Source organism: Ulvibacter sp. 2305UL32-6, assembly GCF_058148545.1.
Window position 1 is genome coordinate 61,465 of the sequence record NZ_JBYVKA010000006.1, and the last position, 15,215, is coordinate 76,679.

14 protein-coding genes are annotated in these 15,215 nt (G+C 37.4%); 5 read left to right on the forward strand and 9 right to left on the reverse strand.

Annotated elements, in window-relative coordinates:
- Positions 1-8: 8 nt before the first annotated feature.
- Both ACY2RU_RS16290 and ACY2RU_RS16295 read left to right on the forward strand, forming a co-directional pair.
- Positions 9-890 carry a glycosyltransferase family 2 protein gene (locus ACY2RU_RS16290; protein ID WP_490139544.1) on the forward strand — a complete coding sequence of 294 codons (882 nt, stop codon included), beginning with the start codon at positions 9-11 and terminating at the stop codon, positions 888-890.
- On the forward strand, positions 883-1,815 hold the full coding sequence (locus ACY2RU_RS16295; RefSeq protein ID WP_490139545.1) for a glycosyltransferase family 2 protein: 933 nt from the start codon (positions 883-885) through the stop codon (positions 1,813-1,815). The genes ACY2RU_RS16290 and ACY2RU_RS16295 overlap by 8 nt, the downstream gene beginning before the upstream one ends.
- Here the strand turns inward: ACY2RU_RS16295 and ACY2RU_RS16300 are convergent.
- A complete protein-coding gene (locus tag ACY2RU_RS16300) occupies positions 1,798-2,217 on the reverse strand; it encodes a sugar 3,4-ketoisomerase (RefSeq protein WP_490139546.1) in 420 nt (139 codons plus the stop codon). The two genes, ACY2RU_RS16295 and ACY2RU_RS16300, sit on opposite strands and share 18 nt — an antisense overlap.
- Positions 2,210-3,310: a glycosyltransferase gene (locus tag ACY2RU_RS16305; protein ID WP_490139547.1), complete on the reverse strand. Its 1,101-nt coding sequence runs from the start codon at positions 3,308-3,310 to the stop codon at positions 2,210-2,212. Before ACY2RU_RS16305 ends, ACY2RU_RS16300 begins: the two co-directional genes overlap by 8 nt.
- A 40-nt stretch (positions 3,311-3,350) precedes the next feature.
- Here ACY2RU_RS16305 and ACY2RU_RS16310 point away from each other — a divergent pair, with 40 nt between their 5' ends.
- Complete coding sequence (locus ACY2RU_RS16310; protein ID WP_490139548.1) at positions 3,351-4,523, forward strand: glycosyltransferase; 1,173 nt, start codon at positions 3,351-3,353, stop codon at positions 4,521-4,523.
- On the opposite strand, the gene ACY2RU_RS16315 is transcribed toward ACY2RU_RS16310, so the two are convergent.
- The 3 genes from ACY2RU_RS16315 to ACY2RU_RS16325 are packed head-to-tail and all read right to left on the reverse strand — an operon-like array spanning position 4,513 to position 7,950.
- Positions 4,513-5,823 carry an O-antigen translocase gene (locus ACY2RU_RS16315; RefSeq protein WP_490139549.1) on the reverse strand — a complete coding sequence of 437 codons (1,311 nt, stop codon included), beginning with the start codon at positions 5,821-5,823 and terminating at the stop codon, positions 4,513-4,515. The genes ACY2RU_RS16310 and ACY2RU_RS16315 overlap by 11 nt on opposite strands.
- Positions 5,824-5,872: 49 nt before the next feature.
- On the reverse strand, positions 5,873-6,973 hold the full coding sequence (locus tag ACY2RU_RS16320) for a DegT/DnrJ/EryC1/StrS family aminotransferase (RefSeq protein WP_490139550.1): 1,101 nt from the start codon (positions 6,971-6,973) through the stop codon (positions 5,873-5,875).
- On the reverse strand, positions 6,970-7,950 hold the full coding sequence (locus tag ACY2RU_RS16325; protein WP_490139551.1) for a GNAT family N-acetyltransferase: 981 nt from the start codon (positions 7,948-7,950) through the stop codon (positions 6,970-6,972). The genes ACY2RU_RS16320 and ACY2RU_RS16325 overlap by 4 nt, the downstream gene beginning before the upstream one ends.
- 104 nt (positions 7,951-8,054) lie before the next feature.
- On the opposite strand from ACY2RU_RS16325, the gene ACY2RU_RS16330 reads away from it, so the two are divergent.
- Positions 8,055-9,350: a hypothetical protein gene (locus tag ACY2RU_RS16330; protein WP_490139552.1), complete on the forward strand. Its 1,296-nt coding sequence runs from the start codon at positions 8,055-8,057 to the stop codon at positions 9,348-9,350.
- Positions 9,340-10,485 carry a glycosyltransferase family 2 protein gene (locus tag ACY2RU_RS16335; RefSeq protein ID WP_490139553.1) on the forward strand — a complete coding sequence of 382 codons (1,146 nt, stop codon included), beginning with the start codon at positions 9,340-9,342 and terminating at the stop codon, positions 10,483-10,485. The genes ACY2RU_RS16330 and ACY2RU_RS16335 overlap by 11 nt, the downstream gene beginning before the upstream one ends.
- A 6-nt stretch (positions 10,486-10,491) precedes the next feature.
- On the opposite strand, the gene ACY2RU_RS16340 is transcribed toward ACY2RU_RS16335, so the two are convergent.
- Genes ACY2RU_RS16340 through ACY2RU_RS16355 form a run of 4 tightly spaced genes read right to left on the reverse strand, consistent with a single transcriptional unit; the run spans position 10,492 to position 15,045 of the window.
- The gene (locus tag ACY2RU_RS16340; RefSeq protein WP_490139554.1) at positions 10,492-11,997 is read right to left on the reverse strand and encodes an alkaline phosphatase family protein; all 1,506 of its coding nucleotides are present in this window, start codon (positions 11,995-11,997) and stop codon (positions 10,492-10,494) included.
- On the reverse strand, positions 11,997-13,463 hold the full coding sequence (locus ACY2RU_RS16345) for a sulfatase-like hydrolase/transferase (protein ID WP_490139555.1): 1,467 nt from the start codon (positions 13,461-13,463) through the stop codon (positions 11,997-11,999). Before ACY2RU_RS16345 ends, ACY2RU_RS16340 begins: the two co-directional genes overlap by 1 nt.
- A 12-nt stretch (positions 13,464-13,475) precedes the next feature.
- Entirely contained in the window at positions 13,476-14,858 is a 1,383-nt protein-coding gene (locus tag ACY2RU_RS16350) for a class I SAM-dependent methyltransferase (protein ID WP_490139556.1), read from the reverse strand.
- Positions 14,842-15,045: a hypothetical protein gene (locus ACY2RU_RS16355; RefSeq protein ID WP_490139557.1), complete on the reverse strand. Its 204-nt coding sequence runs from the start codon at positions 15,043-15,045 to the stop codon at positions 14,842-14,844. Before ACY2RU_RS16355 ends, ACY2RU_RS16350 begins: the two co-directional genes overlap by 17 nt.
- Positions 15,046-15,215: the final 170 nt, after the last annotated feature.

Here is a 15,215-nt window from a genome sequence, read left to right on the forward strand (position 1 = left end):
GTACAACCATGCTTTCCATCCTTATCCCAACATACAACGTAAGTTCGCTGTCTTTGGTTACCGCCATTCACAGTCAGGCAGAACAAACTCAAATTCCGTTTGAGATCCTTGTTTTTGATGATGGGTCGCCAAACCCTTCCGAAGAAAACAAACAGATCAATGAACTAAAGTTTGCTAGCTATACCAAAAGAACCAAAAATATTGGTCGAAGTGCAATTAGGAACCTGCTAGCGGAAAAAGCACGCTTTAAAACATTGTTGTTTTTAGATGCCGACGTGCTCCCCAAACGACACGATTTTATTCAAAATTATGTCTCACGCCTCCAAGAAGCTGTTGATGTAATAGCAGGAGGAATTGTTTATGCGGAAGAAAAACCACCTAAAAAAAGCATGCTTCGCTATTGCTACGGAAAAGCCCGTGAATCGCGATCTGTTGCACAACGGAACCAGCAAGCCCATATCGTAGTTTCTGCTAATTTATGTATTAAAAAGACCTTATTTCTGAAGATCAACACACTCGAAGAAAATAGTTACGGCGATGATCTTGTGCTTTCGCAACAATTAAAAAACCTCCAAATTAATGTATTGCATATCGATAATCCTGTGATCCATCTAGGCTTAGAAACTTCCGAAGTATTTATAAATAAATCCTTTGAAGCACTTGAAACAATTGTCCATCTTGAGGAAAAAGGAGAACTCGAAAATAATACAACCACACTACAACAGGCATATCTCAGAGCCAAGAAAAAAGGAGTATTACCATTGATTCGTGTACTTGTATTTTTAATAAACCCTATCATTAAAGTCAACTTGGGCAGTGCACATCCTTCATTGTTTTTATTCGACCTGTACCGTTTAAATCACTATATCAAACTTAAAAAACATGCCTAAATTTTCGGTTGTCATAGCGGTTTATAACAAAGCGAAGTATCTCAAAAAGACACTCGATAGTGTCTTAAGTCAGAGCTATAACAATTTTGAGATCATCATTGTCAATGATGGGTCTACTGACGAGAGTGAAAGCATCATTAAAGAGTATGCAGACTCTCGCATCTCCTACTTTAAACAAACCAATCAAGGTGCTGCAGCGGCCCGAAATACAGCCATAAAACATGCCAATGAACCATGGATCGCTTTGTTGGATGCAGATGATTATTGGTATGATAAGCATTTGGAAGAATTAAACCGATTGATTGAACAATATCCAAAAGAACAGGTATTTACAACAGCTTCGGAAGTGGAGCGCAATGGAACCATCTTTCCATCGCATTACCAACTTACAATGGACGAAAACGAGCAAGATGCTCTTCTCGATTATTTTCCGAATAGCTACAGCAGCTCCTTACTGCATAGTTCAACTACAGTTTTACACAAAGATGTTTTTGAAAAAGTAGGTTATTACGACAATAATATAAAAAGCGGACAAGACACAGATCTATACATACGAATCGCCTTAAAGTATCGAGTAGTTTTCAGCAAAAAAATAACGGCGCGATATATTTTACTTGCTGATGGTTTGTTTAGCACTACTACAAACACGAGTCATAAGGCCAACCTAGACCGTTATGATCCATTTATAAATACTCACAAGGGGCTTCGGAAGTTTTTAAGTCTGAATCGCTACTCGATCGCCCTATTTGCTAGACTAAATGGCGATACAGAAAGTTTCCGAAGGCTTCGATCAAAAATTCACCTTGACGATCTAAACAACAAACAGCGGTTTCTTCTGAAAGCACCATTATTTTTGGTCAAAATTCTTCTGTGGTTTAAAAAAAGTATGGAAAAAAGAGGTCGGTATTTATCGGCTTACAAATGATTTAAAGTCGTTATAATCACGAATATAATCTTCTTCATCGTAAACCTCACTTACTAACGAAAGGCACACAGCTCCAGCCGAAAAATTTTCTAGCTCACGCCATATTCCACAAGGGATCAAGACGCCTTTATTTGGACGATTAAGTGTGATAGTACGGCGTTCAACACCATCATCGAGCACCACGTCAAAACTTCCACTTAAAGCAATTAAAAATTGTTGTAACTGCTTATGCGCATGACCTCCACGCGTAGAATCGCTGGGCACATCGTATAAATAGTACACCCGCTTGATATCATAAGGAAGCAGCTCTTTTTCAATAACAGAAAGATTACCGCGACCGTCTTCGGCCGATATTTTGGGAATATCGCGCAATACTATTTTTTGAAGTTCCGTTTTACTCATGATTAATTACTTCTTGCCATTGTTTGGCTATTTCTCTTGGAGCAAAACGCTCCACCGAAGTCTTTGCATTGGTCTTACATCGCTCATATAGCGTATTATCATCATACATACGCACAAGACTTTCGGAAAATAAAGGTACTTCTCTTTTTGCGATTAGCAAACCATTTTCGCCATGGACCACAATTTCACTTGGACCCGAAACAATATCAAGCGAAACAACTGGTGTCCCCAATGATAATGATTCAACCAACACCATAGGAAAACCTTCATATTGACTGGTTAAGGTAACATAACGCGCATTCTTAATGATCCCAAAAGGTTCACTTGTAAATGGTAAAAAAAGGATCTGTGCGCCCCCAGAAAGTGTTTTTGCCTTTTCCTGAAGCATTTCCTTATCTATGCCATCTCCCATGATGATCAAATGAATTCCACGCTCCCAAAGTTTTGAAGCAGAAAACGACTGCATCAGAAATTGAAAATCTTTTATAGAATCGTTTAATCTACCGTATGACAACAGATAATCTATATTTCTAAGTTCTTCTGGAAGAGAGTCGCTTTGCTTTTCCCAGGCAGGATCAAAAGTATTGTAGATCGTCTTGGTATTTTGAACGCCCGCCGTTTGCAAAATATTTTGTTCAATGTAATGAGAGACAGCGACATTCGCTTTATTTTTATTACACAGCTTGACAAATTTCTTCGGATTTTCAGTGAGATAGGTTGCTAGCTTCGAACTATGCGTCACATAGATCTTCGCAATATCTTTATAAATATAATGGTCATAAAAAAGCTCCCGAAAGTATTGGTTTTTCGGTCTGTGATCAATTATTAGATTGATGTTGTTCTTCTGAAGATACTTACGAAAATGACGAAATCGAGAATAGCGATTCATAAGTGAATCTTCTTCTTTTTTTAAGGTTCCTAAATTGAGAAGCGTTCCTGCGTAAGGAAAATCTATCTCATCGTTTAGGATTGCGAGATGAACTTCATAGCCAAGCTCATCCAACATTTGAGAGAGCATAGCCGCAGATCGTTCAGCACCACCTTTTCCCAATGAAATAGCGGTAATACAAATTTTATTATTGTTATTTTGCAAGTCAGAAGTTTGCCTAAAAGTAGGACAAATAATTTACAGCATGAAAATTTTATTGGTAGGCGAATATAGCAACCTCCATAAATCACTCAAAGAGGGGTTGGTTCATTTAGGTCATGAAGTGACCGTCGTAGGCTTGGGCGATGGTTTTAAGCAGATCACGACCGATATAAACCTAAGCGAACGCTATACTTCTGGTTTTCCTTTATTTATTAAAAAGGTCATCTACAAACTTTTTAAAACAGATATCACTTCACTTTCGATCAGGAAACAATTTTTTGCGCAGCAGAATAATTTTACAAACTATGATGTTGTTCAGCTGATCAATGAAAATGCTTTTAAATGTATTCCGAAGATAGAAAAACAGTTATTGCAATTTATATTCGATCACAATAAAAATGTATTTCTTCTTTCCTGCGGAACCGATCATTTAAGCGTTAAATACGCGTTTGAAAAGAAATTTCGATACTCCATTCTTACACCCTATTTTGAAAAGAAAGGAAGCGAAAAACTTTTTATGCCAGCAACCAAATATCTTACGCCAGCATACGAAGAGCTACATAAATTTATCTACCAACAGATTCGAGGAATTATTGCTTCAGATCTTGATTATCATATTCCTCTTATTGGCAATGATAAATATCTGGGCATGATACCCAACCCTGTAAATGCGACAAAAATTCCGTTTATTCCAATGACTTCCGAAGAGAAGATCGTCATCTTCCACGGAATTAATACAAATAATTATTACAAAAAAGGGAACGATATTTTTGAAGATGCGCTCGCCATTGTACAAGAAAAATTTCCGAAGAAGGTAGAAGTCATCACAACCCGAAGTGTTCCATATGCTGTTTATATCGAATCGTACAATCGCGCACATATTTTGCTTGATCAGATATTTGCGTATGATCAAGGTTTTAATGCCTTAGAAGCTATGAGTAAAGGAAAAGTAGTCTTTACAGGTGCCGAAAAAGAATGGTGCGATTACTATGGTTTAACCGAAGACACGGTCGCTATAAATGCCCTTCCCGACGCAAATGCTATTGCCGAAAAGATCATTTGGCTCATTGAAAATCCGTCAAAAATTATAGAAATTGGTAAAGCAGCTCGCGCTTTTGTTGAAAAAGAACACGATTATATAAAATCTGCAAAATCGTATGTTGCAAAATGGACATCAGAGATACAAACCGACTCAGATATTGAAATTACAGATTAGGATCTTCAAGCTTCTCTCTGGTGTTTCTTCGATTAGCAAAATAGCGCCAAATTAAGAAAGTAACCACCGCTGCGTAAATCACATACCGAATAAAATGGGCAATTACTACACCTTCCACCCCATAATCTTGAACGAGAAAGTATGAGAGTCCGGAGAAAAGTGATAACGAAAGAATTTCAGTAAAGATAAAATTACGCACCATCTTTTTAGCCAAAAACTGATGCGCTAGCACCAAACTCGCCAAGCGAATAAAATCTCCAAATAGTTGCCATTTAAAGAGCGGCTCCATCTCAACAAGGCCTGGATACAACAATTCTATGATGACATTCCGAAGTAAATAAACAAGGATCATACCTACTCCAAAAATGGGTAGTAATGTTTTATAGATGGAGAAAACTTCCTTTTTAAATGCTGAACCCGTATAGATTCCAGCGAATTTTGGAATCACGTAGAGTGTAAACAACGAACTAGCAAACACCATATAATTACTTGAAATAAAAGAAACATTGGTCCAAACTCCTGCATCTTTTTCGGTCATTTTTTCAGCAAGCATAGAACGAACGTCGATCTCCACAAAATGTAATAAGACCGTTGAAACAAACGACATCAGTGCAAAGGCCAATAATCCTTTGGCGAAGGGAGCTTTAAAAGAAAGTTTAGAAAACTGAATATACTCGCGCAAGATCTTAAAAAAGATAATGAGCATTACGCTCACTTGAATCACCGGAGCAAGCACAATGGCGATAAGCGCACCATCTATATTGTACTGGAACAGAAAAAATACTAATAAAGCTGCGCTCACAATGTAACTCGCTAGTTCAATTTTTGCAAATTGTTTATATTCAGATAGACCGTTAACAACACCATTAAAGACACGCTGTACGCCAATAAAAGGAACCAAGACCGCGATTAATTTTACTAAATAGGCAAAATGAATTGTTTTGAACAGATATTCACTTATTGGTTCGGCAAATAGAAATAATGCAAGCCCAGAAGCGAGTGATCCAAAAACAATAAATACAAAAACAGAGGAAAATAATTTCTGCAACTGCTCTTTGTCTTCTTTGTATTCGGCTAAATATTTTACTACTCCGTTAAAGACGCCCAAAGAGGCTATTGAAGTTAGTAGTTGTGTTAAACTTCGTAATTGACCAATTTTAAAAAGCCCTTCTGCTCCAATATGATCGAACAACAAACGCTGAATAACCGCAGAGATAACCAACCGAATACTCACAACCACCGCATTGAGCGAGGTCATCTTAAGAAGCAAATTGGATTGTATAAAGGCAGGTAATTTCAAAAATAGTTTTTGGTTTTTATTCGTTTGTCAAACTTAAAAATATATAGTTCTAATAAAGATTGAGAACCCGAATTACTTCGTCAACTTCTTCATCGCTCATTACAGGACTCATAGGAATACTAACCACATGCTCATGAATTTTTTCTGAAATAGGAAAATGCAACTCAGCGTACTCTTTTAATGCTTGCTGTTGGTGTGGAGCAATAGGATAATGTTGTAGCGAACCTATATTATTTTCAACTAGGTAGGCCGTAAAATTTGGTCGGTCCTCAGCCTGAATCACAAACAAATGGAATACGTGATGTTTACCACCATCATATGTAGGTAGTCTCAATTTTGAATTCTGAATTTCAGCTATATAGCGCATTGCGATCTCCCTTCGTTTTTGATTATCAGCATCCAACAAGGGCAACTTAACAGCTAAGAACGCAGCTTGAATTTCATCGAGACGAGAATTAAACCCCACTACTTCATTTACGTATTTTGAACTCGTTCCATAATTTCTAAGTTTCCTAATGGCTTCGGCAAGGGCGTCATCATTAGTAGTAACCGCTCCTGCATCACCAAGAGCTCCTAAATTTTTAGTTGGATAAAAACTAAAACCGGCGGCATCGCCTAAATTTCCAGCGAGTTTACCGTCACTACCTTTTGCGCCGTGGGCTTGCGCAGCATCCTCAATAATTAATAGGTCGTGTTTCTTCGCTATTTCAGCAAGAGAAGCCATAGGCGCTAACTGCCCATAAAGATGAACTGGCATAATGGCTTTTGTCCTTGAAGTAATCGATTTTTTAAGCGCGTCCAAGTCAAAATTAAAGGAACTAGCTTCCGCTTCAACCAAAACTGGCGTTAAACCAGCCTGCTTGATGGCTAGAATGGTCGCGATAAAGGTATTCGACGCGACAAGCACCTCATCGCCTTGTTTTAGCTTCTTTAAAAGCTTATAGCCCTCTATGATCATCCGAAGTGCATCAAGACCATTACCGGTGCCTATACAATGTTTGGTTCCGCAATAATCTGCAAAAGCCGACTCAAACTGTGTCACCTGGTTTCCCAAAATATAATAGCCCGAATCTAAAAATGCCTGAAACTGCGCTTTAAACTGCGATTCAAATCGGGCGTTTATCTTGTGAATATCTAAAAAAGAGATCATATAAAAACGGAATCTAATTGGCTGTGATGCGCTGTTTGTACGGTATAAAAAGACTGCGCAATGCTGCGCGCTCCAAAGCATTCTTTCCAATAAAGGAGTCCTTTATTTACATTTCGGCCTGCATTTTCATTAGACACACCGAAATCAAAATAGCGCTTATTAGCATATTTTTCAGTGATCAACTGATGAAATAAGAAATCAAGACTTCCCAATTGCTGTTTGTTGGCATTCGCCGAAATATACTGTACATGAGCAAGATGTTCGGTTTCAAAAATGGTTGCTCCTGCTACTATGGTTTCGCCTTGGTATACATTGTATTGTTTGATGTTCTTCGGAAAGGATCGTGCTAACTGTGTGATCTCATCAATAGAATGAACAGGTTTCGCGGCGTGCTGTTTTTTTAGATTGGGAACTAATATTTCTTCCCAGAAAGAATGAAATTCAGTTACTTCGGAAATAATCAGGTTTTGCTTTATTGCTTTTTTAACGCCTTCGGTTCTATTACTTTGAATCTTTAACGGGTTGCCAAGATCAATCGTACTTGAAAGATCTACCCGTGTCTGTTGCGCTTCGGTTAAAAAAAGTAAATAATCGATCTCGTCTGATGGCTGCGAACAATATATTTTTGGAATAGGCTTGAGATGTAATTTGTTGATGCCTTCCGAAGATAAAAAAACAAGGACTGCTTTATAAGAATTCAAAACCTCTGTAAATTTTGTTTTCGGACTCAATACAAAACCACCATACGTAAGACCTTGATGTGAAAACACTTCGTTTTCAACAACATTGGCTGGCAAGATGCTAATTAATTTTCCCTTATTGAACACAAGCAAAGAAAAATCCTTAAACCTATCGCTGTGATACTCCATAAAATCACGTTCAAACAAAAAGGTCGCGTTCTTTGCCTGCTTGACAAAGGTGTCCCAAAGATGCTTGTGTGATGCACTGTATTTTTCAACGGTGAGCTTGGTATCCATACGGTTGATTGGTTCAATAACGAACCATTTTAAGTTCGCTGCTGTAAAACTAAAATTATTTTTACTTTTAACACGCGTTTTATAACGCTTAAAAAAAGGTAAAATTGGGTATAAAATCAGCTTTCAGCGGTAAAAACAGATCAGAAAATTCAATATTACTTGCCATTTTTGCGATCGTTTTCGTCATTTTTATCTTGCAACCTCCGCTCTACTCACCAGACACCTATAGTTACCTACGTGCCGATATATCACGCTTTCCTGGCTATATTTTGTTTTTGCGCAGTCTTCAATTTCTGTTTAAAAGCTCTTTTGATGTTGTAGCAGTAGCTGTCCATTTGATCTTCTCATTTATTGCCATCATTGTCTTTTATAAAAAAATGGTTGGTTTATTATTTCTGAAGGTCTTTTCTAAAATAGCGTTGCTTGCGGTCTTGATCCTTCCTTTTTTTCCGCCTTTTGAAATTGCAAATAATCTAACTTCTGAAGGTTTAGCATATCCGTTATATCTCTTGCTCATCGCTTTTGCCAGCGAATTGATCTTTATTGGGGATCGAAAAAAAGTACTACACGTCTCACTAATCTTTTTTGCTTTGGCGCTTACACGCGGACAATTTATTGTAGTGGGTCCTATCATTGCTTTTATGCTCCTCCTAAAACTAAAGAAAGCTACTTTCCGCAGAGGAAACATCCTACTAATCGCTCTGCTTTTATTGCTTCCTGTGTTTTCTGGGCTATTAGATAGTAGTTACCGCAAATTATTTTACGGCCATTTTATCAAAACGCCCTACAGTTATGTCAATGCTATTACATTGCCCTTGTTTGTTTCTGAAGCAGACAACATCAATTTGATCGCTTCCAAAGCACATAAAGACATCTTTAAAATGTCTTATGAGCGCATTGACAGCCTTAAACTCTTAAGCAGTAAGGTAAATGGGAGTTATAACGCAAAATATATGGTATTTCACGAGCATTTTCCGCAGATCTGCAATCAGAATATTCATGCGCAGGGAAAGGCCTATTATTACGCCTTAGACCAAACACCACATCTCAACTCCATAAGAACCGAAGAAGCCTGTAAGGCGATGTTTCCTGTGTTACTGAAGGCCAATTTTAAGGAATGGGCAGCCATTTATTTTGCTGGAATAGTCCACGGGTTTCAGTCGGTTTTTGTGCTGTTCTTTATGATCGTGTTGGCTATTCTCAGTCTTTGGAAGGTACTTCGAAAGTTTTCAAGGAATAATGGGTTTATTCTATTTTCAACATTACTTTTACTTTCAAATGCAATGATCGTAGCAGTAGCGTCGCACTCAATACAGCGCTATTTATTTTACAATTATGCACTCGCATTGCTTATAATATTGATACTTTTGAAAAAACTAAAATCGCGCTATGAATCCTGAGTTATCTGTTGTAATGCCTTGCCTTAATGAAGCCGAAACGCTCGCTATTTGTATTCAAAAAGCACAGTCGTTTTTTGAACGGGAGCACATTAATGGAGAAGTGGTTATAGCCGATAATGGTAGTACCGACGGATCTCAGAAGATCGCAACAGATCTTAACGCCCGTGTGATCGATGTGCCTCAAAAGGGCTATGGAAATGCATTGATGGGTGGCTTTAATGCCGCACACGGAAAGTATATCATTATGGGTGACGCAGATGATAGTTACGATTTTAGTAACATGATGCCTTATGTTGATAAATTGAGAGAAGGCTATGATCTTGTAATGGGAAATCGTTTTAAAGGCGGTATCAAAAAAGGAGCTATGCCTTTTTTACATCGTTATTTAGGAAATCCTGTTTTATCTTTTATTGGCCGTTTATTTTTTAATTCAAAGATCGGTGACTTTCACTGCGGATTACGCGGGTTTAGCAAAGAGGCCTTTTATAAAATGGATCTAAAGACCACGGGGATGGAATTTGCGAGTGAGATGATCGTAAAATCATCGCTCAAAAACTTAAGCATTGCTGAAGTTCCTACCATTCTTTCTCCCGACGGCCGTACACGGCCACCACACCTCAATACTTGGAGCGACGGTTGGAGACATTTACGCTTTTTAATGCTTTATAGTCCGAAGTGGCTATTCCTTATTCCAGGGCTTATTTTAATGATCTTTGGGATGATAACTTCAGGGATTCTGATCGCTGGTCCGTTGAAACTTGGGGACATCACTTTTGACGTACACACTTTGCTTTTTACGTCAGTTTTAGTACTTATTGGGTTTCAATTCTTGCTTTTTTACGGTTTAACAAAGGTATATACTGTAGAAAATGAACTCCTTCCGAAGTCCAAAAAATATGATTCGCTTTTCAAGTTTATCAATCTTGAAAAAGGACTCATTGTAGGATTTCTTTTAGTAATTCTAGGAATTGTATTAAGCTTTATAGCCTATCATAATTGGCAGGAGCTTCACTTCGGAAATATTAATGGCTCCAATATATTGCGCGTTGTCATTCCGGCGGTTACCACCCTTCTTTTGGGCGTACAAATTATACTATTCAGTTTATTCTTTAGTATTCTTGGCTTAAAGAAGTAGTTTATTTTAGTTGTCTTTTATAGAAGAAACTGGCTTACATGAGATATTTCCGAAGTTATCAATATACTGGTAGATTCCGTGTTCAACCCCTTCCTTTAAGATAATATAACTGCTATTGTCTTGCAGATGATCAAGGTATTTTGGCTCTTCAGAAAGATAACTGATAAGCATTCTAAAAAGATTGACCGAAGAACCAGTTTCCGTCGCAAAGCTCGGGTTGTCGTCATTGGGCCAATGAATTGCTAAAACGTTACTGAAGATACTGTGTACCAAGTCTCGATCTGTTGATTTTGTATAGGCCATTTGTCCGTGATCCATGCCTACGTAGCCACCATGATCTGCCATCATCACAATTAATGCTTCCTTATCATTCTCCAAAATTATGTCTATGATCTGCTGCATTTTAGCATTCGAATCATAGAGTCGGTCGCGATACATCTCTCGTTCCTTCTCTTTTCCGGCAGAACCAATCTCTCGGGTGTGAATATGCCAAGGTTCGAGGTATTGTATAAAGAAAAACGAAGGGCGCTCGTCATTGGTTATTCGCAATCTTTTAAAATCTTCTAGTACATTGGCGCGTTGGTCGCGAATTCCATTATCAATAAAGGAGACATCCCAGAAGCCATAATTAGTTGCATCATACTTCATCTTTGGTCTATTAGAAAGGAGGTATGGCGTATCAGTTATATAGTTGGTGGTGTAATTGTTCTTTTTAAGTATTTCTAAAACAGGGTTTGTGTTAAAAATAATATCGCGGGCAAATTGCACCTCTTCACTTTTCAGATCTTTATTAAAAAAATGGTGCTTCATAGAAAAAAAAGATGCGTTTGAAGCCAAAGTAGTAGGATAATTACTTCGGAAATTAGGATAAGCAACAAACCCTCGCTGATCGAGATATTGTTCAAATTCTTTATTTTCAATTTTGTAGAATCCTTTGTTTAGCTCTGAAAAATTTACATACCCATCAGGCTCAATAAAGTAAATATTAGGTTTCTTTTTAAAGACAGCATCTTCGATGTTATCTTCTTGTTGCATCCATGTTGTTGAATATGAATTTCGCAACTGTACCGCTTTGTAAATTAGCGGAAGTGTAAGTATCGCCAATATAAGTTGTAAAAGAATGATCTTCGCAATATGTTTCCAAAGAAAATGGGCAATTATAAAGCCCAATACGATTGCCAGTAATGTTAGCTTTTTATGATGTTGCGTAAAAAGTATTAATTGTAAAAAGAAAAAAAACAATGAGACACTAAAGAACGTATGAATTTTGTCTTTAACCAATGATTTTTTAAACGGAATCCATTTCTGGATCACCAAAAAGATAATTATCGGAATGGCAATAAATGTAACGCCAAAAAAAGCATAATGACTCCATGATGTTAAAATATCGGGCTTCCTAGAAAAAAAATAAAGTGTTGGATAAAGACCTACTCCTAATCCCGAGAGCAGGATCTTGAGGACTTGATTATCGTTTATTTGGCTTACCAAATTTTTATTGTTTTTGTCTTTCATCACTCAAATCTCTCAAAGGTGACATCTCCTTTGCCGTCAATTACTTTATACACACCTTTGGGGGCGCCGTTTTTAATGATAGTAAAGCTACCATCATCTTGTAAATTTTCCAAATATTGTGTGTTCTCACCCAAATATGAAAACAGAATCCTAAACACATTGACGCCGCTTTTAAAATTGTGATCAAAGTTTGGAGGTTCATGGCCCGGCCAATGTATTGCTAAATTGGTACTAAAAGCCGAGTAAAGCTTATCTCGATCCTGTGATTTCGAACGAATTTCCATCATATGATCCCAACCTAAGTAACCACCATGATCGGCCATGATCATGATCAATGCATTGGGATCATACACCAAAATTGTGTCAATTATTTCTTCTTGTTGTTTGTTCGATATTTCTAAATTTTGTAACCATCGTTTTTTATTGGCAACTTCTCCTTTAGATTCCTCGGGCATTGATGGCACATGGCCTGGCTTAAAGATCTGGATAAAGAAGAATTTCTTTTTATTGGGATCTTCTTTTAAATAGCGCTGTAATGAATCAAGAACATTTTGTTTTCTGTCGAAGCCTTTTGTAATATAATTTATATTTCTTTTATTGAAGTTACTTCGGTCGTAACCAATCTTAGGCTTGTTGGCCATTAAATAAGGTGTTTCACTAACAAAATGAGTTTTATAGCCATTCTTTTTAAAAATATCGATCACTGGGTTTTCTCCCATCACGATTTGCCGACCATTAGTGATTTCAGTAAAATTAAAACCATAGTTATAATAATGGTGCTTCATCATAAACGTAGCAGCATTTGATATGACCGTAGATGTGTAATTACTTCGTATGTTTGGGTAGTGTGTAAATTCGTTTTCCTCCAAATAAGATTGTAAGGGATTTGGCTCCAAATTATAATATCCTTTATACTGTTCCGAAAAATTTAAATATCCATCGGGCTGAATATAATATACGTTAGGGGTCTTTTTAAAAACAACAGATTCAATATCGTCTGGTTGTTGTGTCCATGAATCATTGTAATTAAGCTGCTCAAAGATGGTAGGCACCAACCAAAATAAATTAACTGCTGCTAAGACTAATTGCAAAAGCACAATTTTTTTTAGGAATTTACTTAGAAACAAAGCTGCAAGTACACCTACCGCCACGGCACCAAAAACAAGGCCCCACTTAATATCGGCATATAAACAAAGCGCTATAAAGTTTAAAAAAGCGGTAATATTAAAAAAAGTAAAGACCTTCTCACGCACTGACCTCAGTTTTTCTATTCTGAATATAAAATGACAGATCAGAAAAAACACCACAGGTGATACTAAAAAGAACACGATAAAAAATCCTAGATGATTCCAAGAATTGATGAGCGCATAATTGTTGGAATAGTAAAAAAACAACGGATACAATCCTGCGCCAAGACCTGTTATTACAGCAGATTTAGCAGTAATTTCCTTGATATTACTTTCCATAAGGTCTTGTGATTATTTTTTCTGAAATAAATATAGCACCCTTTGGGTTCCAGGAACCATTTCCTTCTTTTCAAGCGTAAAATATTGAAGATAACCCGTCTCAAAATTGGCTTCATTGTAAAAATCGAAGTGATTAATAAATTCGCGTTTTCTTACTAGTAGTGATTCAGCCCAAGAATCTTGGCGTTTAGGGAACTCAATGATGAGACGTTTTGAAAAGGTAGCGAAAAATTCAGCCGACTTCTCAAAAGGGACGTTGCCAGAAAGTGTGATATGATGAATAAGTGCTAATGCCATTGTTACATCGGGTGCATATTCTTTTAAACGATCTATCAGCGAACTTCTTTCCGTATTGTTAAAGCCAATTCCTGGAGCAGGTTGCAATACATCGCAAACAAAACCAAGCATATTGGTCTCCTTGTTTTCTTTGATCTGTTTATAGTTATGATCAACGGCATTGGCATCAATGTCAGTCGCAATCACATGCGGCACTAGATCGATGATGGTTCGCACAAAGGTTCCATCGTTTCCTCCAACATCTATAAGTCTTTGAGCCTTTAGAGGTTCAACCCAATTGCGTATTAATTTTTTCTTGCCTTCAAAAGCCGCCGCTTCATAATTAGTTTTGCTGTAATAATCACCCCATTCGGTAGCTTCGTTAAGCTCTAAATTTTTAATATAATTAAAGAGACTCTCTAAAATATTGTTTTGCGCCTTTTTTGAAAGTTTTGCAACCTTGGTTTCAGCTTTATAGTCTTCACTGTGCTTACTCTCCATTTTAGCGAGTAAGTGAATATTGGTATAAAGCGTAGAACTCAATTTTGTTTTGCTTGGCAGCATTGAAGCGATCATCTTTACCGGAATCCCGTCTATATGCGTCTGCATCATTTTAAAGACATCGGTGCCGTGGTATTTGGCAAGGATCAACGGACCAAAGAAATGCGTTATAAACTGTTTGTAAGCACGCCAAGGTGTGTTTTCTTCGTAGAAATCGAATGAAAGCGTATCGATAAACACTGGTTTCCCTTTATAAAAGGTCACATTGTAAGCCGAGGCATCTTTCAAAATAAAGCCTTTAGACAAGGCGTATTTCTGGATCATTAATGTATGTAGCGCAGCATGTCTATACTGCTCGAAACTCCATTCATACGGATTTGTAATAAATGGTATAGGCTCAGGAGTGATAACGATCTTTTCTTCGGAAACTGAAGTCTCGGTATGCCCTATTAACAGTCCTTTTTTGATCAAGGTGGCAAAAAAACCACTTTCGGTCAATTTCTTATATTGTGGAAAATAAATAGGATTGATGGCGCGACGTAGCGTCACACCATCATAAAACATATATCCAGAAGGATCACGAAAGGAAGCTTCGTGTATATTAGTTTTTGTTGCCATCGGTTTCGGTGTCTTTGTCATCAATGTCAATTGAATCATACGTATCATCTTCCTCCTTTAAGAGACCGAAAAACGCCTTCACCTTATACCATGCATTTTTGGAAAACAATAGGATCCCAGCTGCCGCAGCAACTAGCCCCTGTACAATCATGGCTCCCAATCCCGGGTCGAAATACAAAAAATTCATTCGCTATACTGCTTTATTTGTAAATTAACTTAGAATTTACAATGAGTTAACAAAGAAACTAAAAAACATAGAGTTTAAGTAACATCTACGCCCTTTTTTTAACTCGATCCCTGTTTTTTTCAGAAACAGAAAATCCGCTAACTTACATGCGCTATGCGTTGTAAACTGCG

What these genes read in the sequence shown, in the direction of transcription:
- ACY2RU_RS16340 (WP_490139554.1), bottom strand. Translation starts at nt 11,997, where the DNA reads ATGAAAGACAAAAACAATAAAAATTTGGTAAGCCAAATAAACGATAAT.
- ACY2RU_RS16290 (WP_490139544.1), top strand. Translation starts at nt 9, where the DNA reads ATGCTTTCCATCCTTATCCCAACATACAACGTAAGTTCGCTGTCTTTG.
- ACY2RU_RS16310 (WP_490139548.1), top strand. Translation starts at nt 3,351, where the DNA reads ATGAAAATTTTATTGGTAGGCGAATATAGCAACCTCCATAAATCACTC.
- ACY2RU_RS16295 (WP_490139545.1), top strand. Translation starts at nt 883, where the DNA reads ATGCCTAAATTTTCGGTTGTCATAGCGGTTTATAACAAAGCGAAGTAT.
- ACY2RU_RS16300 (WP_490139546.1), bottom strand. Translation starts at nt 2,217, where the DNA reads ATGAGTAAAACGGAACTTCAAAAAATAGTATTGCGCGATATTCCCAAA.
- ACY2RU_RS16325 (WP_490139551.1), bottom strand. Translation starts at nt 7,950, where the DNA reads ATGGATACCAAGCTCACCGTTGAAAAATACAGTGCATCACACAAGCAT.
- ACY2RU_RS16350 (WP_490139556.1), bottom strand. Translation starts at nt 14,858, where the DNA reads ATGGCAACAAAAACTAATATACACGAAGCTTCCTTTCGTGATCCTTCT.
- ACY2RU_RS16345 (WP_490139555.1), bottom strand. Translation starts at nt 13,463, where the DNA reads ATGGAAAGTAATATCAAGGAAATTACTGCTAAATCTGCTGTAATAACA.
- ACY2RU_RS16335 (WP_490139553.1), top strand. Translation starts at nt 9,340, where the DNA reads ATGAATCCTGAGTTATCTGTTGTAATGCCTTGCCTTAATGAAGCCGAA.
- ACY2RU_RS16355 (WP_490139557.1), bottom strand. Translation starts at nt 15,045, where the DNA reads ATGAATTTTTTGTATTTCGACCCGGGATTGGGAGCCATGATTGTACAG.
- ACY2RU_RS16320 (WP_490139550.1), bottom strand. Translation starts at nt 6,973, where the DNA reads ATGATCTCTTTTTTAGATATTCACAAGATAAACGCCCGATTTGAATCG.